The organism is Staphylococcus succinus, from assembly GCF_029024945.1.
Lineage (GTDB): Bacteria > Bacillota > Bacilli > Staphylococcales > Staphylococcaceae > Staphylococcus > Staphylococcus succinus.
In genome coordinates this window covers 977,267-1,000,307 of sequence record NZ_CP118976.1, presented here as the reverse complement: position 1 = coordinate 1,000,307, position 23,041 = coordinate 977,267, and the positions used below count along the sequence as shown (strand labels likewise).

14 protein-coding genes, 28 tRNA genes and 3 rRNA genes are annotated in these 23,041 nt (G+C 36.7%); 3 read left to right on the top strand and 42 right to left on the bottom strand.

The window, feature by feature from the left end:
* Nucleotides 1–348: 348 nt before the first annotated feature.
* The 34 genes from PYW31_RS04810 to PYW31_RS04645 all read right to left on the bottom strand — a co-directional run bounded on the left by PYW31_RS04810 (nucleotide 349) and on the right by PYW31_RS04645 (nucleotide 10,574).
* Nucleotides 349–423 (bottom strand) — tRNA-Gly (locus PYW31_RS04810).
* Between the two features lie 19 nt (nucleotides 424–442).
* A tRNA-Gly gene (locus PYW31_RS04805) sits at nucleotides 443–517 on the bottom strand.
* A gap of 19 nt (nucleotides 518–536) precedes the next feature.
* A tRNA-Gly gene (locus PYW31_RS04800) sits at nucleotides 537–611 on the bottom strand.
* 19 nt (nucleotides 612–630) lie between these two features.
* A tRNA-Gly gene (locus PYW31_RS04795) sits at nucleotides 631–705 on the bottom strand.
* A 7-nt stretch (nucleotides 706–712) separates the two neighbouring features.
* Nucleotides 713–786 (bottom strand) — tRNA-Cys (locus PYW31_RS04790).
* Between the two features lie 9 nt (nucleotides 787–795).
* Nucleotides 796–867 (bottom strand) — tRNA-Gln (locus tag PYW31_RS04785).
* Nucleotides 868–878: 11 nt separating this feature from the next.
* Nucleotides 879–951 (bottom strand) — tRNA-His (locus PYW31_RS04780).
* Nucleotides 952–953: 2 nt separating this feature from the next.
* Nucleotides 954–1,027, bottom strand: a tRNA-Trp gene (locus tag PYW31_RS04775).
* Nucleotides 1,028–1,039: 12 nt separating this feature from the next.
* Nucleotides 1,040–1,123, bottom strand: a tRNA-Tyr gene (locus PYW31_RS04770).
* A 10-nt stretch (nucleotides 1,124–1,133) separates the two neighbouring features.
* Nucleotides 1,134–1,209: transfer RNA gene (locus tag PYW31_RS04765), tRNA-Thr, on the bottom strand.
* Nucleotides 1,210–1,227: 18 nt separating this feature from the next.
* A tRNA-Phe gene (locus PYW31_RS04760) sits at nucleotides 1,228–1,300 on the bottom strand.
* Between the two features lie 4 nt (nucleotides 1,301–1,304).
* A tRNA-Asp gene (locus tag PYW31_RS04755) sits at nucleotides 1,305–1,380 on the bottom strand.
* Nucleotides 1,381–1,392: 12 nt separating this feature from the next.
* Nucleotides 1,393–1,466 (bottom strand) — tRNA-Met (locus PYW31_RS04750).
* A gap of 13 nt (nucleotides 1,467–1,479) precedes the next feature.
* A tRNA-Ser gene (locus PYW31_RS04745) sits at nucleotides 1,480–1,572 on the bottom strand.
* A 41-nt stretch (nucleotides 1,573–1,613) separates the two neighbouring features.
* A tRNA-Ser gene (locus PYW31_RS04740) sits at nucleotides 1,614–1,706 on the bottom strand.
* Nucleotides 1,707–1,715: 9 nt separating this feature from the next.
* A tRNA-Ile gene (locus PYW31_RS04735) sits at nucleotides 1,716–1,789 on the bottom strand.
* 27 nt (nucleotides 1,790–1,816) lie between these two features.
* Nucleotides 1,817–1,890: transfer RNA gene (locus tag PYW31_RS04730), tRNA-Met, on the bottom strand.
* A gap of 25 nt (nucleotides 1,891–1,915) precedes the next feature.
* A tRNA-Ala gene (locus PYW31_RS04725) sits at nucleotides 1,916–1,991 on the bottom strand.
* Nucleotides 1,992–2,015: 24 nt separating this feature from the next.
* Nucleotides 2,016–2,089 (bottom strand) — tRNA-Pro (locus PYW31_RS04720).
* An 8-nt stretch (nucleotides 2,090–2,097) separates the two neighbouring features.
* Nucleotides 2,098–2,171, bottom strand: a tRNA-Arg gene (locus PYW31_RS04715).
* A 14-nt stretch (nucleotides 2,172–2,185) separates the two neighbouring features.
* Nucleotides 2,186–2,274 (bottom strand) — tRNA-Leu (locus PYW31_RS04710).
* A gap of 8 nt (nucleotides 2,275–2,282) precedes the next feature.
* Nucleotides 2,283–2,357, bottom strand: a tRNA-Gly gene (locus PYW31_RS04705).
* A 3-nt stretch (nucleotides 2,358–2,360) separates the two neighbouring features.
* Nucleotides 2,361–2,442 (bottom strand) — tRNA-Leu (locus PYW31_RS04700).
* A gap of 13 nt (nucleotides 2,443–2,455) precedes the next feature.
* Nucleotides 2,456–2,531, bottom strand: a tRNA-Lys gene (locus tag PYW31_RS04695).
* Between the two features lie 7 nt (nucleotides 2,532–2,538).
* Nucleotides 2,539–2,614: transfer RNA gene (locus PYW31_RS04690), tRNA-Thr, on the bottom strand.
* A gap of 16 nt (nucleotides 2,615–2,630) precedes the next feature.
* A tRNA-Val gene (locus tag PYW31_RS04685) sits at nucleotides 2,631–2,706 on the bottom strand.
* A gap of 9 nt (nucleotides 2,707–2,715) precedes the next feature.
* Nucleotides 2,716–2,830: ribosomal RNA gene (gene rrf, locus PYW31_RS04680) — 5S ribosomal RNA — on the bottom strand.
* 81 nt (nucleotides 2,831–2,911) lie between these two features.
* Nucleotides 2,912–5,833: ribosomal RNA gene (locus PYW31_RS04675) — 23S ribosomal RNA — on the bottom strand.
* A gap of 190 nt (nucleotides 5,834–6,023) precedes the next feature.
* Nucleotides 6,024–6,099 (bottom strand) — tRNA-Ala (locus PYW31_RS04670).
* A gap of 30 nt (nucleotides 6,100–6,129) precedes the next feature.
* A tRNA-Ile gene (locus PYW31_RS04665) sits at nucleotides 6,130–6,206 on the bottom strand.
* Between the two features lie 104 nt (nucleotides 6,207–6,310).
* Nucleotides 6,311–7,863: ribosomal RNA gene (locus PYW31_RS04660) — 16S ribosomal RNA — on the bottom strand.
* Together the 16S, 23S and 5S rRNA genes with 28 tRNA genes alongside form the textbook arrangement of a ribosomal RNA operon.
* Nucleotides 7,864–8,610: 747 nt before the next feature.
* Nucleotides 8,611–9,066 carry a peroxide-responsive transcriptional repressor PerR gene (gene perR / locus PYW31_RS04655; RefSeq protein ID WP_046837860.1) on the bottom strand — a complete coding sequence of 152 codons (456 nt, stop codon included), beginning with the start codon at nucleotides 9,064–9,066 and terminating at the stop codon, nucleotides 8,611–8,613.
* A gap of 95 nt (nucleotides 9,067–9,161) precedes the next feature.
* Nucleotides 9,162–10,112, bottom strand: coding sequence for a phosphoglycerate dehydrogenase (locus tag PYW31_RS04650; protein ID WP_046837861.1), 951 nt, complete (start codon nucleotides 10,110–10,112; stop codon nucleotides 9,162–9,164).
* 6 nt (nucleotides 10,113–10,118) lie between these two features.
* A complete protein-coding gene (locus PYW31_RS04645; RefSeq protein ID WP_046837862.1) occupies nucleotides 10,119–10,574 on the bottom strand; it encodes a peroxiredoxin in 456 nt (151 codons plus the stop codon).
* Nucleotides 10,575–10,656: 82 nt separating this feature from the next.
* Here PYW31_RS04645 and PYW31_RS04640 point away from each other — a divergent pair, with 82 nt between their 5' ends.
* Together PYW31_RS04640 and PYW31_RS04635 are read left to right on the top strand one after the other, a co-directional pair.
* On the top strand, nucleotides 10,657–11,946 hold the full coding sequence (locus PYW31_RS04640; protein ID WP_046837863.1) for a glutamate-1-semialdehyde 2,1-aminomutase: 1,290 nt from the start codon (nucleotides 10,657–10,659) through the stop codon (nucleotides 11,944–11,946).
* A 71-nt stretch (nucleotides 11,947–12,017) separates the two neighbouring features.
* Entirely contained in the window at nucleotides 12,018–13,112 is a 1,095-nt protein-coding gene (locus PYW31_RS04635; RefSeq protein WP_046837864.1) for an FUSC family protein, read from the top strand.
* Nucleotides 13,113–13,269: 157 nt separating this feature from the next.
* On the opposite strand, the gene PYW31_RS04630 is transcribed toward PYW31_RS04635, so the two are convergent.
* From PYW31_RS04630 to mutY, 3 genes are all read right to left on the bottom strand, one after another.
* On the bottom strand, nucleotides 13,270–15,006 hold the full coding sequence (locus PYW31_RS04630; RefSeq protein WP_046837865.1) for an ABC transporter ATP-binding protein: 1,737 nt from the start codon (nucleotides 15,004–15,006) through the stop codon (nucleotides 13,270–13,272).
* Nucleotides 15,007–15,216: 210 nt separating this feature from the next.
* Nucleotides 15,217–15,759 (bottom strand): nucleoside tri-diphosphate phosphatase, encoded by a 543-nt coding sequence (gene ntdP / locus PYW31_RS04625; RefSeq protein WP_046837866.1) that lies wholly within the window; start codon nucleotides 15,757–15,759, stop codon nucleotides 15,217–15,219.
* 67 nt (nucleotides 15,760–15,826) lie between these two features.
* Nucleotides 15,827–16,873 carry an A/G-specific adenine glycosylase gene (mutY, locus tag PYW31_RS04620; RefSeq protein WP_046837867.1) on the bottom strand — a complete coding sequence of 349 codons (1,047 nt, stop codon included), beginning with the start codon at nucleotides 16,871–16,873 and terminating at the stop codon, nucleotides 15,827–15,829.
* Nucleotides 16,874–17,001: 128 nt separating this feature from the next.
* On the opposite strand from mutY, the gene PYW31_RS04615 reads away from it, so the two are divergent.
* Nucleotides 17,002–17,979: a metal-dependent hydrolase gene (locus PYW31_RS04615; protein WP_046837868.1), complete on the top strand. Its 978-nt coding sequence runs from the start codon at nucleotides 17,002–17,004 to the stop codon at nucleotides 17,977–17,979.
* Between the two features lie 126 nt (nucleotides 17,980–18,105).
* On the opposite strand, the gene PYW31_RS04610 is transcribed toward PYW31_RS04615, so the two are convergent.
* The 5 genes from PYW31_RS04610 to sgtB form a co-directional block, all read right to left on the bottom strand.
* Entirely contained in the window at nucleotides 18,106–18,966 is an 861-nt protein-coding gene (locus tag PYW31_RS04610) for a sugar ABC transporter permease (RefSeq protein ID WP_046837869.1), read from the bottom strand.
* A 9-nt stretch (nucleotides 18,967–18,975) separates the two neighbouring features.
* A complete protein-coding gene (locus PYW31_RS04605; protein ID WP_046837870.1) occupies nucleotides 18,976–20,508 on the bottom strand; it encodes an ATP-binding cassette domain-containing protein in 1,533 nt (510 codons plus the stop codon).
* A 15-nt stretch (nucleotides 20,509–20,523) separates the two neighbouring features.
* Nucleotides 20,524–20,838: a YfhH family protein gene (locus tag PYW31_RS04600; RefSeq protein WP_046837871.1), complete on the bottom strand. Its 315-nt coding sequence runs from the start codon at nucleotides 20,836–20,838 to the stop codon at nucleotides 20,524–20,526.
* Nucleotides 20,816–21,634, bottom strand: a complete 819-nt coding sequence (gene recX, locus PYW31_RS04595; protein WP_046837872.1) for a recombination regulator RecX — start codon at nucleotides 21,632–21,634, stop codon at nucleotides 20,816–20,818. The genes PYW31_RS04600 and recX overlap by 23 nt, the downstream gene beginning before the upstream one ends.
* A 303-nt stretch (nucleotides 21,635–21,937) precedes the next feature.
* Nucleotides 21,938–22,750 carry a monofunctional peptidoglycan glycosyltransferase SgtB gene (gene sgtB, locus PYW31_RS04590; protein WP_046837873.1) on the bottom strand — a complete coding sequence of 271 codons (813 nt, stop codon included), beginning with the start codon at nucleotides 22,748–22,750 and terminating at the stop codon, nucleotides 21,938–21,940.
* Nucleotides 22,751–23,041: the final 291 nt, after the last annotated feature.

The window sequence follows — 23,041 nt, the reverse complement described above, 5'->3', positions numbered from 1 at the left end:
ATGTTTTATTCTTCAATTGTGGGGTATTATCATCGCACTTTAATTATAATACCACGTGATTCAACTCCCAAACATTGTACTACGCCTATAGCACTAAAGGTAATCGCTTTCATTATATTTTAAAAAAGAATTTAATTAATTTTAATATAAGATTTATTATTCTAATATACTCTAAAAGTGTTAATTTATTAATTAAATATAATAAGTTTATGTAATAACGCTTAAATATTGTATTTATACTATAGTTAAATTTATTGAAAAATATTAATAAAAAATAGAAAAAATTTTTATTCTTTTATGGTTTATTTAAAAAAGAGCAAAAAAAAACTCCCACCATGGAAGTATGAATGGAGCGGAAGATAGGACTTACACCTATACCTCGTTCCGGGAAGGAACGTGTTCTAAGAATTGAACTACTCCCGCATGAGATATTAAATAAATATGGAGCGGAAGATAGGACTTACACCTATACCTCGTTCCGGGAAGGAACGTGTTCTAAGAATTGAACTACTCCCGCATGGGATATTAAATAAATATGGAGCGGAAGATAGGACTTACACCTATACCTCGTTCCGGGAAGGAACGTGTTCTAAGAATTGAACTACTCCCGCATGGGATATTAAATAAATATGGAGCGGAAGATAGGACTTACGCCTATACCTCGTTCCGGGAAGGAACGTGTTCTAAGAATTGAACTACTCCCGCATATTCATGGAGGCGGCAACCGGATTTGAACCGGTGATAAAGGTTTTGCAGACCTCTGCCTTACCACTTGGCTATGCCGCCAATAACTAACTGGGCTAGCTGGATTCGAACCAGCGCGTGACGGAGTCAAAGTCCGTTGCCTTACCGCTTGGCTATAGCCCAACAATATAAAGGGCGGCTGATGGGAATCGAACCCACGCGTGTCGGAACCACAATCCGATGCGTTAACCACTTCGCCACAACCGCCATGGCAGGGGCAGTAGGAATCGAACCCACATCAAAGGTTTTGGAGACCTCTATTCTACCGTTGAAATATGCCCCTATTAAATTAATATGGTGGAGGGGGGCAGATTCGAACTGCCGAACCCGAAGGAGCGGATTTACAGTCCGCCGCGTTTAGCCACTTCGCTACCCCTCCAAAGGAAAGATGGTGCCGGCCAGAGGACTTGAACCCCCAACCTACTGATTACAAGTCAGTTGCTCTACCAGTTGAGCTAGGCCGGCTTGCATAAAAAATTAAAATGGTTCAGGACAGAGTCGAACTGCCGACACATGGAGCTTCAATCCATTGCTCTACCAACTGAGCTACTGAACCATAATGGCGGTCTCGACGGGAATCGAACCCGCGATCTCCTGCGTGACAGGCAGGCGTGTTAACCGCTACACTACGAGACCAAAATTATGAAATTGCGGGAGGCGGATTTGAACCACCGACCTTCGGGTTATGAGCCCGACGAGCTACCGAACTGCTCCATCCCGCGATAATAATATTAATGGCGGAGGAAGAGGGATTCGAACCCCCGCGAGCCGTTAAGCTCCTGTCGGTTTTCAAGACCGATCCCTTCAGCCGGGCTTGGGTATTCCTCCAAAAATATTAGATAAATAAATTATATTAAGTTTTATAAAAATGGCGGAGGAAGAGGGATTCGAACCCCCGCGGGCCGTTAAGCCCCTGTCGGTTTTCAAGACCGATCCCTTCAGCCGGACTTGGGTATTCCTCCAAAATTATATGGACCTTGCAGGATTCGAACCTGCGACCGAACGGTTATGAGCCGTTAGCTCTGACCAACTGAGCTAAAGGTCCTGAATATAATTTACAACTAATAATTAGTGGCGGTGGAGGGGATCGAACCCCCGACCTCACGGGTATGAACCGTGCGCTCTAGCCAGCTGAGCTACACCGCCGTTGTATTTTAGTTTGTATTAAATATGGTGGAGACTAGCGGGTTCGAACCGCTGACCTCCTGCGTGCAAAGCAGGCGCTCTCCCAACTGAGCTAAGCCCCCATATATGTATTATTTTAGGGTTTATCGGGAAGACAGGATTCGAACCTGCGACCCCTTGGTCCCAAACCAAGTGCTCTACCAAGCTGAGCTACTTCCCGTAAATAAGTGCGCCCGATAGGGGTCGAACCTATAACCTCTTGATTCGTAGTCAAGTACTCTATCCAGTTGAGCTACGGGCGCTTCATTATAAAAGATGGTGCCGAGGACCGGAATCGAACCGGTACGGTAATCACTTACCGCAGGATTTTAAGTCCTGTGCGTCTGCCAGTTCCGCCACCCCGGCAAAAATAATGGAGCAGAAGACGGGATTCGAACCCGCGACCCCGACCTTGGCAAGGTCGTATTCTACCGCTGAACTACTTCTGCATATGCGGGTGAAGGGAGTCGAACCCCCACGCCGTGAGGCGCTAGATCCTAAGTCTAGTGCGTCTGCCAGTTCCGCCACACCCGCGATATAAAATTAATGGTGAGCCATAGAGGATTCGAACCTCTGACCCTCTGATTAAAAGTCAGATGCTCTACCAACTGAGCTAATGGCTCTTAATAATGGTGCCGGCCAGAGGACTTGAACCCCCAACCTACTGATTACAAGTCAGTTGCTCTACCAGTTGAGCTAGGCCGGCTATTAAGAATAAATAATGGTGGAGGATGACGGGTTCGAACCGCCGACCCTCTGCTTGTAAGGCAGATGCTCTCCCAGCTGAGCTAATCCTCCGAATATATTGCCTGGCAACGTCCTACTCTCGCGGAACGTAAGTCCGACTACCATCGGCGCTAAAGAGCTTAACTTCTGTGTTCGGCATGGGAACAGGTGTGACCTCTTTGCCATTGTCACCAGACAATGAAATGTATGAAATTATACATTCAAAACTAGATAGTAAGTAAAATTTAAAAGTTACCAATCAAAACTGGTTTAATATTTGATTAAGTCTTCGATCGATTAGTATTCGTCAGCTCCACATATCGCTATGCTTCCACCTCGAACCTATTAACCTCATCATCTTTGAGGGATCTTATAACCGAAGTTGGGAAATCTCATCTTGAGGGGGGCTTCATGCTTAGATGCTTTCAGCACTTATCCCGTCCATACATAGCTACCCAGCGATGCCGTTGGCACGACAACTGGTACACCAGAGGTATGTCCATCCCGGTCCTCTCGTACTAAGGACAGCTCCTCTCAAATTTCCTACGCCCACGACGGATAGGGACCGAACTGTCTCACGACGTTCTGAACCCAGCTCGCGTACCGCTTTAATGGGCGAACAGCCCAACCCTTGGGACCGACTACAGCCCCAGGATGCGATGAGCCGACATCGAGGTGCCAAACCTCCCCGTCGATGTGAACTCTTGGGGGAGATAAGCCTGTTATCCCCGGGGTAGCTTTTATCCGTTGAGCGATGGCCCTTCCATGCGGAACCACCGGATCACTAAGTCCGTCTTTCGACCCTGCTCGACTTGTAAGTCTCGCAGTCAAGCTTCCTTATGCCTTTACACTCTATGAATGATTTCCAACCATTCTGAGGAAACCTTTGAGCGCCTCCGTTACTCTTTAGGAGGCGACCGCCCCAGTCAAACTGCCCATCTGACACTGTCTCCCACCATGATAAATGGTGCGGGTTAGAAATCCAACACAGCGAGGGTAGTATCCCAACAACGCCTCCACGTAAGCTAGCGCTCACGTATCAAAGGCTCCTACCTATCCTGTACAAGCTGTGACGAATTTCAATATCAGACTACAGTAAAGCTCCACGGGGTCTTTCCGTCCTGTCGCGGGTAACCTGCATCTTCACAGGTACTATGATTTCACCGAGTCTCTCGTTGAGACAGTGCCCAAATCGTTACGCCTTTCGTGCGGGTCGGAACTTACCCGACAAGGAATTTCGCTACCTTAGGACCGTTATAGTTACGGCCGCCGTTTACTGGGGCTTCGATTCGTAGCTTCGCCGAAGCTAACCACTCCTCTTAACCTTCCAGCACCGGGCAGGCGTCAGCCCCTATACATCACCTTACGGTTTAGCAGAGACCTGTGTTTTTGATAAACAGTCGCTTGGGCCTATTCACTGCGGCTCTCCTGGGCGTTAACCCTAAAGAGCACCCCTTCTCCCGAAGTTACGGGGTCATTTTGCCGAGTTCCTTAACGAGAGTTCGCTCGCTCACCTTAGAATTCTCATCTTGACTACCTGTGTCGGTTTGCGGTACGGGCACCAAAATTCTAGCTAGAGGCTTTTCTTGGCAGTGTGAAATCAACGACTCGAGGAAAAAATTTCCTCTCCCCATCACAACTTGACCTTAAGAGTACCGGATTTGCCTAATACTCAGTCTTATTGCTTGGACGTGCACTCCAACAGCACGCTTCGCCTATCCTACTGCGTCCCCCCATCGCTCAAAACGAATTTTGGTGGTACAGGAATATCAACCTGTTATCCATCGCCTACGCCTATCGGCCTCAGCTTAGGACCCGACTAACCCAGAGCGGACGAGCCTTCCTCTGGAAACCTTAGTCAATCGGTGGACGGGATTCTCACCCGTCTTTCGCTACTCACACCGGCATTCTCACTTCTAAGCGCTCCACATGTCCTTGCGATCATGCTTCAACGCCCTTAGAACGCTCTCCTACCATTGTCCTACGGACAATCCACAGCTTCGGTAATATGTTTAGCCCCGGTACATTTTCGGCGCAGTGTCACTCGACTAGTGAGCTATTACGCACTCTTTAAATGATGGCTGCTTCTAAGCCAACATCCTAGTTGTCTGGGCAACGCCACATCCTTTTCCACTTAACATATATTTTGGGACCTTAGCTGGTGGTCTGGGCTGTTTCCCTCTCGAACACGGACCTTATCACCCGCGTTCTGACTCCCAAGTTAAATTGATTGGCATTCGGAGTTTGTCTGAATTCGGTAACCCGATAAGGGCCCCTCGTCCAAACAGTGCTCTACCTCCAATAATCATCACTTGAGGCTAGCCCTAAAGCTATTTCGGAGAGAACCAGCTATCTCCAGGTTCGATTGGAATTTCTCCGCTACCCACAACTCATCCGCTCACTTTTCAACGTAAGTCGGTTCGGCCCTCCATTCAGTGTTACCTGAACTTCAGCCTGGTCATGGGTAGATCACCTGGTTTCGGGTCTACGACCAAATACTCAACGCCCTATTCAGACTCGCTTTCGCTACGGCTCCACATTTACTGCTTAACCTTGCATCAAATCGTAACTCGCCGGTTCATTCTACAAAAGGCACGCCATCACCCATTAACGGGCTCTGACTACTTGTAAGCACACGGTTTCAAGTTCTATTTCACTCCCCTTCCGGGGTACTTTTCACCTTTCCCTCACGGTACTGGTTCACTATCGGTCACTAGAGAGTATTTAGCCTTGGGAGATGGTCCTCCCGGATTCCGACGGAATTTCTCGTGTTCCGCCGTACTCAGGATCCACTCAAGAGTGAACAAACTTTCGACTACAGGATTATTACCTTCTTTGATTCATCTTTCCAGATGATTCGTCTAATTTGCTCTTTTGTAACTCCGTATAGAGTGTCCTACAACCCCAACAAGCAAGCTCGTTGGTTTGGGCTCTTCCCGTTTCGCTCGCCGCTACTCAGGGAATCGATTTTTCTTTCTCTTCCTGCGGGTACTAAGATGTTTCAGTTCTCCGCGTCTGCCTTCGAATATGCTATGTATTCACATATCGATAACACGACATAACTCGTGCTGGGTTTCCCCATTCGGAAATCTCTGGATCAAAGCTTACTTACAGCTCCCCAAAGCATATCGTCGTTAGTAACGTCCTTCATAGGCTTCTAGTGCCAAGGTATCCACCGTGCGCCCTTAATAACTTAATCTTTTTTGACTTTTAACACGACGAAGTCGGTTAAAAACCCAAAATGTTATTAATCTGTGAGTGTTCTTTCGAACACTAGCGATTATTTCTTTTTGAATTCAAGCTTATTTAAAACTCTAATTCACTCGGTTTTTCTTGGTAAAATCTATATATTTTACTTACTTATCTAGTTTTCAATGTACAATTTCTAATGGTGGAGACTAGCGGGTTCGAACCGCTGACCTCCTGCGTGCAAAGCAGGCGCTCTCCCAGCTGAGCTAAGCCCCCATACCATGTATAATATCCAAAATAATCTAATGGTGGGCCTAAGTGGACTCGAACCACCGACCTCACGCTTATCAGGCGTGCGCTCTAACCAGCTGAGCTATAGGCCCATTACGATTACGAATACTCTTAATGAGCATTCAAAACTGAATGCAATATGTCAATGTTATCCCTCTGTCATCTTCTAAAGAAGATGTTCCGAATATATCCTTAGAAAGGAGGTGATCCAGCCGCACCTTCCGATACGGCTACCTTGTTACGACTTCACCCCAATCATTTGTCCCACCTTCGACGGCTAGCTCCATAAATGGTTACTCCACCGGCTTCGGGTGTTACAAACTCTCGTGGTGTGACGGGCGGTGTGTACAAGACCCGGGAACGTATTCACCGTAGCATGCTGATCTACGATTACTAGCGATTCCAGCTTCATGTAGTCGAGTTGCAGACTACAATCCGAACTGAGAACAACTTTATGGGATTTGCATGACCTCGCGGTTTAGCTGCCCTTTGTATTGTCCATTGTAGCACGTGTGTAGCCCAAATCATAAGGGGCATGATGATTTGACGTCATCCCCACCTTCCTCCGGTTTGTCACCGGCAGTCAACCTAGAGTGCCCAACTTAATGATGGCAACTAAGCTTAAGGGTTGCGCTCGTTGCGGGACTTAACCCAACATCTCACGACACGAGCTGACGACAACCATGCACCACCTGTCACTTTGTCCCCCGAAGGGGAAGGCTCTATCTCTAGAGTTTTCAAAGGATGTCAAGATTTGGTAAGGTTCTTCGCGTTGCTTCGAATTAAACCACATGCTCCACCGCTTGTGCGGGTCCCCGTCAATTCCTTTGAGTTTCAACCTTGCGGTCGTACTCCCCAGGCGGAGTGCTTAATGCGTTAGCTGCAGCACTAAGGGGCGGAAACCCCCTAACACTTAGCACTCATCGTTTACGGCGTGGACTACCAGGGTATCTAATCCTGTTTGATCCCCACGCTTTCGCACATCAGCGTCAGTTACAGACCAGAAAGTCGCCTTCGCCACTGGTGTTCCTCCATATCTCTGCGCATTTCACCGCTACACATGGAATTCCACTTTCCTCTTCTGCACTCAAGTTTCCCAGTTTCCAATGACCCTCCACGGTTGAGCCGTGGGCTTTCACATCAGACTTAAGAAACCGCCTACGCGCGCTTTACGCCCAATAATTCCGGATAACGCTTGCCACCTACGTATTACCGCGGCTGCTGGCACGTAGTTAGCCGTGGCTTTCTGATTAGGTACCGTCAAGATGCGCACAGTTACTTACGCATTTGTTCTTCCCTAATAACAGAGTTTTACGATCCGAAAACCTTCATCACTCACGCGGCGTTGCTCCGTCAGGCTTTCGCCCATTGCGGAAGATTCCCTACTGCTGCCTCCCGTAGGAGTCTGGACCGTGTCTCAGTTCCAGTGTGGCCGATCACCCTCTCAGGTCGGCTACGTATCGTCGCCTTGGTAAGCCATTACCTTACCAACTAGCTAATACGGCGCGGGTCCATCTATAAGTGATAGCAAAACCATCTTTCACTATAGAACCATGCGGTTCTATATGTTATCCGGCATTAGCTCCGGTTTCCCGAAGTTATTCCAGTCTTATAGGTAGGTTACCCACGTGTTACTCACCCGTCCGCCGCTAACTTCAAAGGAGCAAGCTCCTTATCCGTTCGCTCGACTTGCATGTATTAGGCACGCCGCCAGCGTTCATCCTGAGCCAGGATCAAACTCTCCATAAATGATTATGATGTTTGATTAGCTCATAAAATACTAATTTGTGTGTTATCTCTAACACGTTTGAACCAACAATTTAATGTTGTGTTCGGAATTAACGTTGACATATTGCGATTCAGTTTTCAATGTCCATTAATGTGTTACAAGAATTTATTTTAACATTAAGTTTTTGTTAAGTCAACAATAAATTTCTTTTTTTATTTATTAAGTTTGTTGCGTTTTCTCAACTCAACATTTACTATTGTATAACCTTTCAACAAGTTTAACAAGTGTCAAATTTACACTTTATGTTTTTTGTTAAAGTAGTTATTTTGTTTGTTTGGCGCCTTGTTTTGACGACTTATTCATAATATCAAGATTATTTGTTATCGTCAATAAAATTCAACAATGTTTTTGGGTTAATTTTACCTTTGTATTGTCTATTTATTTATTATATGTATTAGATGTTTATTTAGTGTAAATATATGTGCCTTTTTCGACCATATTTCACTCTGATTTCTAAATTTACTTACACATAATTAGTCAATTACTAATATAGTATTACTTATTTTCTTCATATAGCTATTAAAAATCAGTATGTGTTTTTTTTATTACCATTATTCTTGTTCTTAATTTTTACTTTCTTATATATTAAACCATTCATTTAATTCTTTGTATTAAAAAACAACAGCTAAGCAACGTTTAAAAATAAGTGTGCTCAGCTGTTGTTCTGTTCTTTAATATTCATTATGTCTAAATGATTCTTTTAATTATTAGTTATTATCTTTATCTTGGCACTCTTTGCAAACTCCATAAATTTCCATACGGTGATGCGATACATTAAAATCTGTTACGTGTTGTGCCAATTGTTCAACTTCATCTAACTGTGGATAATGGAAATCCACTATCTTCCCACAGTTTTCACAAATAACATGGTAGTGATTGTGTGTGTTAAAATCGAAACGGCTAGAGGAATCACCATATGGTAACTCTTTAACAATGCCAATATCTTTGAATACACGTAAATTATTATATATAGTAGCAACACTTATATTTGGAAAATCAGGTGAAAGTGCTTGATAAATCTCATCGGCAGTAGGGTGTGTCTCAGAAGCAATTAAAAATTTCAAAATCGCTTGTCGTTGCGGCGTAATTCTAATACCGGCGTTTCTTAAAGATGCAATTGAATCTTCTAGCTGATGTTCAACTGTTTCCATCTCTGCACTCATTTCCCTCACCATCTTTCTATTTAAGAATTATTATTACTTAATATTAATATAACGGTTGTGGGAGGGGAATGTCAATATTCATTACTTAAAACACATTAATAGCCTTTTTCCAAATCAACTTTATTCTCAATTACATCTCCGTTATTGAGAAAGTGATTTAAGTTTTCAATAAATATCTCAGTTGCTTCTCCATTATTTTCTATACCGTTGCCAGTAATGTGTGCTGTAATAGTTACATTATCCAATAAGTACAATTCGTTATCTGGTGTTAATGGTTCTTTTTCAAATACATCTAAATATGCATGTCTAATTATCTTGTTTTTTAATACATCAATTAATACACTTTCTTCTATTAACGTTCCTCTTCCTACATTAATAAATAATGATGTAGCTTTCATAACTTCAAAATGTTTTCTACTAAGTAAATGTATAGTTGATTTTGTTTCAGGTAGAGTATTAACGATAATATCCGCTTCAGGTAGTATATTAGTAAGTTCTTTTACCGAATACGTTTTATCAAAGCCTTTTACATTACGTCCTGAAGTATTTACACCTATAATTTCCATGCCTAATGCTTTTGCAATGTGCGCAGTGCTTGTTGCTATACTACCGGTACCTAGAAATAAAATACTTTCATTACTTACTCTATGCCCTACCATCTTAGAATCATATAACTTATTTTGTTGATTGATATAGGATGTTCTCATAAGCTTATAGTCATCTAAAATGTAAGCTATAATAAACTCTGACATTTGTTTTGCATGTACACCTTTACCATTTGTTAGGATAATATTGCGCTTTGCTATATAGTCTAATGGTAATTTATTCACTCCTGTGGAATACCATGCTAACCATTTCAACTTTGGACACGCTTCTAAAAAAGCTTGATCTAAAGATCCATCATACCCCACTAATATATCTACGCTCTGTTTGTCCTCATCTGTTATATCATCTATACCATTAGTAAAAACAAACTTTATATCCGGAAATGCATTTATGAGGTCCTCTTCTAATCCATCTAATTTTCTTAAACCCACGATTTTCATAAGTGTTCACCCCAGAATTCTTTTTAATTCATCCATCTGTGTCTTAACTTTCACTTTTTCAATAACGTCAATAATAAATCCTGCTTCATCGATGATAAATGTAGTACGTATAATACCCATCGAACTTTTGCCAAATGATTGCTTCATTTGATATACACCAACTTCATTTGATAATTCAAATCCTTCATCTACTAATAAGTCAAAATTTAAATCTAATTTCTTAATGAAGTTTTGATGTTTTCTTTTAGTATCACCACTAACGCCAAATACTTTTACATTCAAATCATTAAATACTGACAAATTATCTCTAAAATCACAAGCTTCTGTAGTACATGTAGGTGTATTATCTCTAGGATAAAAATACAATACTGCCTTACTTCCTTTTAAAGTTTCATTAGAAATAATCTTACCATCTTGGTTTTCTAATTTAAATTGTGGAAATTTATCTCCTTTTTTTAACATTTAACCCACCCTATTTCTTTTTATTCTTTATTTTATGATACGATAATAAACGAAAATATTAAATAAAAAGAGGTTGATAACAATGAAATTTAGCGAGAGCGAAAAACTTCAACAATTATCTAATGAGTATATTCTTGGTGGTGTTAACTCACCTTCCCGTTCATATAAAGCTGTAGGTGGTGGCGCACCTGTAATGATGCGTTCTGGGCAAGGCGCTTACTTATTTGATGTAGATGGTAATAAATATATTGATTACTTACAAGCATACGGGCCAATAATTACAGGTCATGCACACCCACATATCACTCAAGCTATTCAAGAGCAAGCTGCTCAAGGCGTATTATATGGTACCCCTACCGAATTGGAAATTGAGTTCGCCAAAAAATTACGTGGTGCAATTCCTTCATTAGAAAAGATTAGATTTGTGAACTCTGGTACTGAAGCAGTTATGACGACCATACGTGTTGCTCGTGCCTATACTAATAGAAATAAAATAATAAAATTTGCTGGACAATATCATGGTCATTTTGATCTTGTATTGGTTTCAGCTGGTAGTGGTCCTTCTCAGTTAGGCTCTCCTGATTCTGCTGGTGTGCCTGAAAGTGTTGCAAAAGAAGTCATTACCGTTCCATATAATGATATAGAAGCATATCAAGAAGCAATCGATTATTGGGGAGATGATATTGCGGGTGTATTAGTTGAGCCTATTGTAGGTAATTTTGGAATGGTTGAACCAAAACCCGGATTCTTAGAAAAAGTGAATGAAATAACTCACCAAAATGGTAGTTTAGTAATCTACGATGAAGTCATTACTGCTTTCCGTTTCCATTACGGTGGTGCGCAAGACTTATACAACGTTTACCCAGATTTAACTGCATTCGGTAAAATCGTCGGCGGCGGCCTACCTATTGGTGGTTATGGTGGTAAACAAGAAATTATGGAACAAGTTGCACCATTAGGCCCAGCATATCAAGCTGGAACAATGGCTGGTAACCCTCTTTCAATGAAAGCTGGTATCGCATTATTAGAAGTATTAGAAGAAGATGGCGTTTATAATAGATTAAATGAATTAGGTCAACGATTAGAAAATGGTTTGAATTCACTTATTGAAAAACATAACATCACTGCAACTGTTAACAGAGTATACGGTGCCCTCACTTTATATTTCACTAATGAAGTAGTAACGCACTACGATCAAGCTGATAATTCAGATGGCGATGCATTTGCTAAGTTCTTTAAATTAATGTTAAACCAAGGCATTAACCTTGCACCTTCCAAATTTGAAGCATGGTTTTTAACTACAGAGCATACAGAACAAGATATTGATGATACATTGAAAGCGGTAGATTATGCTTTTAGCCAAATGAAATAAACTTGAATTTTATGAACAATCGTTGTATAACAAGTATAAATACTATTATTAAATATTAAGGAGCGGTACATTTGAAATTAGGAGCCCGTATTCTGAAGACAGGTATAGCTATTATACTTGCTTTGTTTATCGCTTCTCTACTACCCAATGAAGCTGGTTTAAAAGCTATAGCTGGTGTCAGTGCAGTTGTTGCTATGCAGCCAAGTGTCTATCGGTCACTTAAAATTGTTTCAGAACAGGCACTTGGTAACGTAGTTGGAGCATTATTATCAGTAGCTATGGTTACGATATTTGGAGATAACGTGGTAATCATGGGTGTAACTGTAATATTATTAATTGCAATTCTATTTCGTTTTAATTTAGCACACGTTGCTACATTAGCAAGTGTTACTGCATTAATTATTATGGGACAACACTCAGGAGACTTTTACGTATCTGCTTTTTATAGATTTGTACTTGTTATGATTGGCGTTATAAGTTCATCTCTAGTTAACCTTCTATTCTTACCACCTAAATTCGAATCTAAAATTTATTATAATTCCTTAAATATTTGTTCAGATATTTTTGTGTGGTTCAAATTAGTGCTAAATGATACTTCTGAATATCATCATATTAAAGAAGACAGAGGATTAATTAGTAAGCGCATAAGCAAACTTGAACAAACTTTTGGTTATTATGAGGAAGAGAAACCCTGGACGAAGAAGCAAATTTTCTCACAAAATAGAAAGAAAATACTTTTTAAAGAAGTCGTTCGTAGTACAAGACAAGCATATGAAGTTTTAAAAAGAATGAATCGTTATCAAAACGACCTTCATAATATTAATCATGAATTACTATTACAGATTAAATTAGAAATCGATACCTTAATCGCCTATCACGAACAAATTTTTGTTAGTCTTTCAAAAAAAGCGCGATATGATGTTAGTCAATTAGATAGTCAGATTGAAAATCCACAAAAAAAAGACTTGATGGATGCTTTCCAAAAAGAGATAATAAAAAATCCTTATCAAACTATGTATTCTTATGCTAACTTAATGCAAATTGTTGCTGCAATCGAAGAATACCGTTATACGCTAGAACATTTAGATAGATTACGTATTAGTTTCTTTTCATATCATACAAATGATAATGAAATTGATATATTAGAAGAAGATTTTGATTTATAAAACTTATCCTTTGGTAGTACATACTTTTTTGTACTATCAAAGGATTTTTTAATTATATTCTTCATTCTTCAAATAATCTCATGTCTTAATAACTATATAAATAGAAAAATACAGTTAATGTTGAACTAACATTAACTGTATTTTTCATTATCCTAATTTATAAATTTTGTATACTATAGAGATGTTCATAAGCACCTTGTTTAGCTAAAAGTGCTTGATGTGTACCTGCCTCTACGACTTCACCATTTTCTATGACTACTATTTTATCTGCGTGTGTAATTGTAGATAACCTATGTGCAACGATAAGTGTGGTACGATTTTCACTCAACACATTAAGTGCCTCTTGGATAATAGATTCACTTTCTAAATCTAGTGCGCTTGTAGCTTCGTCCAATATAATAATAGGTGGATTATTTAAGAATATACGGGCAATGGACACACGTTGTTTTTGTCCACCAGATAATTTGACACCTCTTTCTCCTACTTCAGTATCATATCCTTCTGGTAAATCCATTATAAAATCATGTGCATTTGCCATTTTAGCTGCTTCAATAATTTCTTCATCTGTCGCATTGGGTCTACCTAATAATATATTTTCTTTAATTGTATCTGAGAATAAAATATTATCTTGCTGAACTAATCCAATTTGATTTCTTAAACTACCAGTCAAATATGATTTAATATTAATGTCATCAATTTTAATCTCACCTTCAGTGACATCGTAAAACCTCGGAATAAGATTAATTAATGTGGATTTACCTCCACCACTCATTCCAACAAACGCTACTGTTTCACCTTGATTAACCTCTAAATTTATATTATTCAAAATTGTTGACTCATTATTATTGTACTTGAAACTCACATTATTCAATTCAATATGACCTTGTTTAATTTCTAAAGGTTGTGCACCTTTTTTATTTTTAATGTCATAATCTTCATCCATAAGTTGAAATACACGATCCATAGATGCAAAACTTTGAGTTAATGTGGTAAAAGAAGAAACTAATCTACGTAAAGGTCCAAAAAGTTGTTCTAGATATCCAACAAAAGCAGCTAAAGTCCCTACTGTAATCGAACCATTTATGGCTAGATACGCTCCAGAACCAATAACTATCAAAGGCCCTATATCTGTAACCGTATTTATTGCAGAAAATGAATAAGCATTCCATCGTGTATGTTTAAATGCTCTATTTAAGAAATGTTTGTTATGTCTATCGAAATTTTCTGCTTCATTATCTTCAATTGCAAAACTTTTAATAATTGACATCCCTTGCACTCGTTCATGTAAAAAACCTTGAACTTCAGCTAATGCTTGAGATCTCTTTCTTGTTAATTTTCTTAAACGCCCAAAGAAGAAATAAACAGTTAAGATATAGAACGGGAATATAATGATTGCAGCTAATGTCAGCTTAACATCTAAGAAAAACATAATTGATAATGCAATGATTATCGTTATACAATCAAGCCAAATATTCATCAAACCTGTTAATATAAAATCTTTCGTTTGTTCAACATCATTAATCACTCTTGATATAACCTGTCCCACTTGGTTATTCGCATAAAATCTTGCGCTCAGTGCTTGTAAATGGCCATAAAGTCTTTTTCGTATGTCATATAAAATTTTATTACTTGTCCACTGTGCTAAGTACTGTCTTAAAAATTCTATTGGTGGTCGCACAATTACAAAAATAAATGCTGCAATGCCCAATGCAATACTTAATCTCGTAAATTTCTCTTCTGTTGATATAGCACCATTATTTATGACATCATCAATAACAAATTTTATCAATAATGGTATCAACATTGGTATACCAAATTTTAATATACCCACAAAAATAGTGGCGATGATTCTCCATTTATATGGATATACGAATTGTAAATATCTGCGAATCATAAAAACTATTCCTCCCCAACATATATTTACAAATGAAACAGCCTATGTTGACCATCCAACTAGGCTGCTGTAAACGCGCTATTTTAGTTTGTTTATCAATTCATCTGCGATTACGGATATTTTATTTGCGTCAAACATAGATTTTCATGTTTGCTCTGCTCATACCCATAACACTATAAATGATATCAAAAAGAAAAACATTAAATGTGCTTAATAGTTTCTAATTTTTTTATATCTTTCACGCCAAACTTTTATGAAGTCAGGAGCAAATGGACCTTTTTTCTGTTCAATCCATTGTTGTAAAATATCTACATTTCTTCTCAAAATCACGTCGATATCTGGTGAATAATTCATCTGTTTCATATGTTGTTCATATTCATCTTCGTCTAATAAATGATATTTACCGTTAGGATATACTTTTATATCTAAATCGTAATCGATATATTTTAAAGCTTCTTCATCGCACACAAATGGCGAAGATAAATTGCAATAATAATAAACTCCATCTTCTCTAAACATACAAATAACATTAAACCAATATTCAGAATGGAAATAAACGATTGCTGGTTCTCTAGTAATCCATGTACGACTATCACTTTCTGTGACGAGTGTATGATCATTACCACCAATGACTACATGATCCGTACCCTTTAGTATAGTAGTCTCAGACCAAACACGATGTATATTACCATCGTGTTTATAACTTTGTATCTTTATCGTCTGACCTTCTTTAGGTATGGATTCTTTTACCATGCTCCACACCACCTTTTCTTAATTTCACATTATGAATTATAACATAAGTCAGGTTGCAACACAGAGTCTAACAATGATCTGAAATAAATTTGTATATTTTAGTCATACTTACTGGAAAATTAAATGCCTCTTTATCTTCTAAAGCCATCCACACCATATTTTGTGGTAATTCAACTGTCTCTTGGTTTAATTTTTCTTGTGCCATAAAGACTTCTATATCCCATGTAATATGTGTGAATTGATGCTTTAATTTAAAAACCGGTGTGTTATCAAACTTTATTTCCTGTGATAAATCGGCAACTATGCCCTCTTTTCCATCCGCTTCATACATTGGAAATTGCCACATATTATTAAGTAATTTTTGTGTACGCTTTTCAATTAAAATTTCATTGTTTTGGTTTCTCACGATATATACCTTTTGTTTAATATGCTTTTTCTTAACTTTCGTTGTTTTTACAGGTAAGTTATGGACTGTTCCATTTTCGAACGCTTCACAATGTGCTTGTACTGGGCAAAATAAACACAGCGGGGTTTTTGGAGTACATACCAAGGCACCTAATTCCATCATTGCTTGATTAAACGTACCCGCATCTTCTTCAACATACGGTTGTAATTCTTGTTCAAAAGCTTTACGTGTTGATTGTAATTTTGTATCACGTGTATCATTGTTCAACCGAGCCCATACTCTAAATACATTCCCATCCACAGTTGCTAATGGTTCATTAAACGCAATACTCATAACTGCAGCTTGTGTATAAGGACCGACACCTTTTAATTTACCAAATGTCTGTGGTTCATTTGGCACTTGATCGTTATAATTGTCGTGTACTTCCTTTACTGCAGTGTGAAAATTTCTCGCTCTACTATAATAACCTAAGCCTTCCCAATATTTTAATACTTCGTCTTCATGAGCTTGACTTAGATCTGCAATTGTTGGAAAACGGCTAATAAATCGATGATAATAGTCTATGACGGTTTTGACTTGTGTTTGTTGTAACATAACTTCACTTAGCCATATATAATATGGATTTGATGTTTCTCTCCATGGCATTTCACGCTGATTCTCATTAAACCATGTGACTAGATTATTTTTGAACTTTGATTCTTTTAACATTTTACACATCTCTTTCTTTTAGCAAATCTTTATTTTTTTTATTAAAACATAGTATGATATTTTTATTATGTAACATCTTAGCTTATAATGTACTTAATATAATATTGAGATGAAATGAGTGAACACTTATGGACACAGGCACACATATTGTTATGGGTATTGGTTTAACAGCATTAGCTACCCAAGATCCAGCAATGGCAGGATCATTTGTAGCTACAGCTACCACATTAGTAGTAGGCTCATTGATCCCAGACGGTGACACAGCTTTAAAATTAAAAGACAATGCAACTTATATTTCAAATCATAGAGGAATAACACACTCTATACCATTCACATTATTATGGCCTTTATTGATTTCACTCTTTATTTTTACATTTTTTAAAAATATAGATGTAACACATGTATGGTTATGGGCACAACTTGCAGTATTCCTTCATGTGTTCGTTGATATATTTAACTCATATGGTACACAAGCATTAAGACCCATTACAAATAAATGGATACAACTCAGTGTGATAAACACCTTTGATCCTATAATATTTATAATGTGGTGTGTGGGTATCGTACTTTGGTTATTTGGCGTACACCCATATCTTGCATTCTTCCCTATTATTGCTCTGCTTGTAGTATATTATATTATTCGCTTTAGAATGCAAGCTATTATTAAACAGCAGGCTCTAAAACAAATTAAGCAAGAGCATAATCCAGTAAAAATATTTGTGGCACCCACCATTCGTTTTATGGAGTGGCGCGTAGCTATACAAACTGAAACTTATGATTACGTAGGCAGAAGCTTTGGCAGAAATATCGTCTTTAGTGATAAATCAGAGCGCCACCCATTTCCTAGTGATGACCTTATGCAATACGTCAAGAATGACAAAAATATTAAAACGTTTCTTAATTTTTCCTCTATCTATCGTTGGCAAGCAACTAAATTAGATGATGATACTACAGAAATAAGATTAATCGATTTGCGCTATTTAAAAAATGGACATTATTCATTTGTGGCAATTGCACATTTAGATGAGCATAAAGAGATAGATCATTCCTATATTGGTTGGGTATTTAGCGAAGATAAATTACAAAGAAAATTATTCGCTAAATAATGATTTGAATAACTAAATAAATGAATTCAAAATAAAAACTGGAAAGTTGTGTTTATTAATAACACACTTTCCAGTTTTTTATTAGCTTAATCTCATTTATCACTTATAAAGATGTTATCTTATTTTTTAATCTAGGTTAGTTTTTTCTTTAGTTGGTATTTCTTTTTGCGCTTCTACATGCTCTGAACTATGATTGTTATCAACAATAGTGTCATCTGACATATCTACATAAAAATACTTTTTATTCGCGATTGTTCTATACATCGCAAAAATGACTACACATAACATTGCTATAAATAAATAATAGTACAAATGGTACGGAATATTATTCAAACTTAGTGCACCTAATACTACCGACTGTGTAATACCTTGTATAAGGTAAAACACAGGATTTAACATTAAAATATGTGACACAATGGTTTCATTCGTTTTTGGTATAAATAAAATTGGAACGATGAAAAAAGTAATAAATGAACCGACAAAATACATCGCATTAATTTTTGTATACTTTATTGTTAGTAAACCTAAAATTGTTGAAACCACTACAATAAATATCAATGTCATGACTACATAATATAAAGTTGATGGTATAGAGCTTTCAATATTCACAGGCGTAGCAAAGATGATAATTACTAATGATATAAACATTGTGATACTCGTAATTGTTGCTATGACAATATTTTGGAAGATTGGATTGATATTATACAATTTCCCAATAAGGTAGTCTTTCTTATAAATAATATAGCTCTGATATACAGCTATCCAAATATACGCAAAACTTGTGATACCTGCTAATCTAAAGTAACCACGTGCTTGCTTGATTTCTTCTGTATCGTTTAATTTAAAGATGAGCATCATCAAAAACATTAATAACAGACTCGCAATAAAAGGTATAGCCAACCACATCCATTGAGTTTTCAAACGGCGGTATGCATGTTTAAAAAGATATGGAATATTTTTATAAAAATTAATAACACTATCTATCATTCTTTACACCTACAATTCGATATATATCCACTGATTATTTTTTAAATCGGCCATGAAATAGCCATCTCCTGATTTAGTAATCCAAAACTTACTATCAATGTTAAATTCATCTTTTAGTTTATCTTTATCTTTGATTGGGATGGTAAACCCAGCAAGTTTATTCTTATCATTAAAGAGCATTGAAATAGGCTGTTGAACAATAGGAACTACAAAACGATTATCCTTATCATTTTCAGGGACTAAAGATTCTGTCACTTTATTATGTTTTTTATGCAAATGACTATTAAAAAATTCATTATAATTACTGTAGTTATTATGCATATATGGCGCTAAAGATTTCACACTATGTGCTTCATATAATCCAGCTGGATTAAAATAGCGTATTTTATTTTTAGCTACTTTGTAATTCTTGTTATCAATTGTGATTTTATAGTTTTTATTGTTTTCACCAACAATAGTCATAAACGCATATTTACCTATATTGATTTTCTTATGATCATCCATGTTTTCAAGATTAATTGAATCTTCTAAAACAATGCCATATCCGAGTTTTTCTTGGTAAGGATTTTTATGCTGATTTTGAATCGTTGCTTGATCAATATTCTGGCCAATTTCCAACTTACCTATATCATTAAAAATCAATAAAGCCATGAGCACTAAGCCGACAAAACATGCTATGAAGAATGTCCAAAATCGCACAAGCGCAACCGGTGGCTTAACATGGTTATATCGTTCCGTACGTTTGAAGTTATAGGTTAACTCTGGTACTCTCGTTCTTGTTTTTTTCCAATCAACATCAAAATTTGCCTTTTCCTCATCACTTGTTAAAGATAACCTGTCCTTTTCATGATCATTAAATATCGGTAAGATCTGTTTCAATGAACCTTCCATTCTAAGTTGTCCATGTGAAATCCACGCTAAATAGTTACTGGCCTGAGCTATTCGTTGCACATTGTCATCTATCATGACAATGGTCAGTTGATTATTTATGTATTCATCTGAGAGTGCTATCGCTTTTTCAAAATAATAATCTTCTAAGTGTTGTAATACTTGATTCAGTATAACTACTGTCGCTTTAGAGGTACGCGCTAATGTAAATAGCAACTGAGCATACTCAGCGTCAGATAAATGGCGAATCTGCACTTGGGATTTTTCTTGAAGATGCGCATATTTTAAAATTTGTTCATTTTTATGATCTGAAGTTTTATATGGAAACAAAGTAACAACATTTGCTATATAGTCCTCCACAGTGTCTACTTGCAATAACTTATCTTCTATATCTGCAAAAAACAAATCTTTCTTTCTAACAATTCTACCTTTATCAGGTTTTATTTCACCACTTAATAAACGACCGATGAGTTCTTTAGATGACTCTGGTTCCCCAATAATCCCTAAAGCCTCGCCTTGATAGATATGTAGGTTGATATTATTCAATTCTATATCTTCTGCATCATAACCAAATGGTAGATACCATTTTTTTGATTTTTTATTTCTATAATAATGAGTTACATTAAGTAACTTTAATATAATTGAACTACCCATCCTATCTTCATCCTTCTACAATTTTAATAATGCAACTGGTAAACCCTCTTCAGGTTCGGCACTTTTAATTCTAAAACCCCATGCAAAGATACCTTTCAGTCGCTCAACTTTAAAATAGCTGTCTGTACCATCATTTAATTTATATATTTTACCAATTTCAATCTTGTTTCTATCCACCAAATAACTTTCAGCAACTATAACTTTGCTTTGGTATACATCATATTCGTTAAAGATACCATTCATTTCTGCTTTACGCATTTTTTCTTTGTAACCTTGAATTTCGTGGCGTAGTTCTACTTCACTCATTTCACTCAATTTCTTCTGTTCCATCAACAATTCCACTCTCTTCTAATTTAGCTTTAATTTTATCATATTTATACCCTTTTCTCATAAGGCCTTCTATAGTTTTATTAATTAATTTTCTTCCAGAATACTTTCTAGAATACTTATTATAGACTTTCTCTAATTCTTGTTGCAATAAATTGTCTAATTCTTCATCAGGTTGAGAGAAATCAAGGTCTTCCATAACTTCTTTAATCTTTTCAAAACTATAACCTTTTTGCATTAATGACTGCGTTAATTTTTCTTTCCTTTTTACTAATGGACCCTTTTTTTGTTTTAAAATCTTATTGGCAACTTTTAGGATATCTTCCATAGATTGCTCCTTTTCATAAAGCTCGGTATATTCATCAATGATGACTTGTTCAATACCAGCTTCACGTAATTTTTGTTTATATATGCCTGGCCCTTTGTCTGTAGTTAATATCATTGTATTTTTTAAACTATTTGCATAATCATTGTGATCTATAAGTTTTTGTGCATGACAATAATCTAAAACTTTAGATATAACTGACTCTGAAAACTCTTTTTTCGTAAGATGTTGAACAACCTCGTGATCTGTACGCTTCCGATAAGAAAGGTATTGAATTGCTGTATTAATAGCTTGTCTATACTGTTCATAACTTTGAATGGCTTCCATATCTTTTGCTTCGACAATTTGATCTTTTTTCAAATTAAAATAAACAAAAGTGTCAATATCTATTCCCATTTCAAATTCATCATCTAAAAACAGGTTAAAACGCTCTTTATTCTTTTTTTGCACTTCTATTTTAGTTATTTTAGGCATTTTATTCACTCCACTTATTTAGAATAACTTATATTAAGAATGAATGGAATTATAGTGGTTAGCTTATATGCAACAGATTTATTATAAATATGAGCCACCAATATCCCACACCATTTTATAGCTTAGTAAAAGTAAACTCTAATTTTCTTATATATACTACTACTTTTATGCCACACAACTTTTTAATAGTTGACTTTATTTTCTAATAATTAAAAATCATAACTATAATTTATTACTAACTAAATAAATTATAACATCAAAAAAAGCTTAATATCATCTTCATGATATTAAGCTTTTTTTGAATTAAACACCTAGCTCTTGAATTGCATTTTCATATTCTACATCTGTAATGTAATTTTGTTGTTTCATTTTTTCCAAATCTATTTTGACACGATTAATATAATTATCAGACATATCATTGATATCGTAAACGCTTGGCGCATTCACCTTACTTGCTAGCATCGCACTTTGAAGTACTGTAATCTGTGGTAAATTTGTATTGTTTTTATCTGTAGTTGCTCCAAAATAATGATTGGCTGCCCCTTCAACAGTGTATTGGTTACTTCCAAAGTAAATGTTATTGACATAAAAACTAAGTATTTCATTTTTGTCATATGCTTTTTCTACTCGATGTGCAACGAACAACTCTTTGACTTTCCTTGTAAATGATTGCTCATTATCATAATAATAATTTTTAACAACTTGTTGTGTTAATGTACTTCCGCCTTGAACACTTTTATCGCTTAAAGTTGAAAATAGTGCTCTTGAAGTACCTTTAATATCAAAACCATGGTGCTTATAGTATCTTTCATCTTCCATAGCAATAAATGCGCCTTTGGTATAGTCAGGCATATTTGATACAGAAACAAATGTGTCTTTATCTTCAATTGATTTCAAATCATCTACATTAGCTCTTAAAGACAAAGCATACATTGCACCTATAAAAATAGCCAATACAATAACAATAGGTATTAATAATTTTAAAAATATACCTTTACCTTTTTTTCTTTTTGGTGGTTTACCCACTGGTTGAAAGTAAGTATTATGTTGTGGCATATTTGGCTTTTTTTCTCTTGTTTGTTTTGTATGTTGCTTATAACGATCGCTTCTTTTCATGCCATAGCTCCTTTATATTGCTCTCATATCATTATAAGTGAGTTTAACAATAGTTTAAATGTTTATCTATAGCAAAATGTAAAAATCAGTCCAAGGGTGTATGATAGTATCAACACGAAGTTTTATACTGAAGATTTAAATAATTTCATGCAACGTAGTTTATGTATAAATTTAATATATCTTATTTTTTAAACTTGTTAGTAATTTAGAATCACTAACTTTTTAACACATAAATTTACCCTCTTAAGTTTAATTTTTAAAATTAAGCTTAAGAGGGTACTAATTATGCTG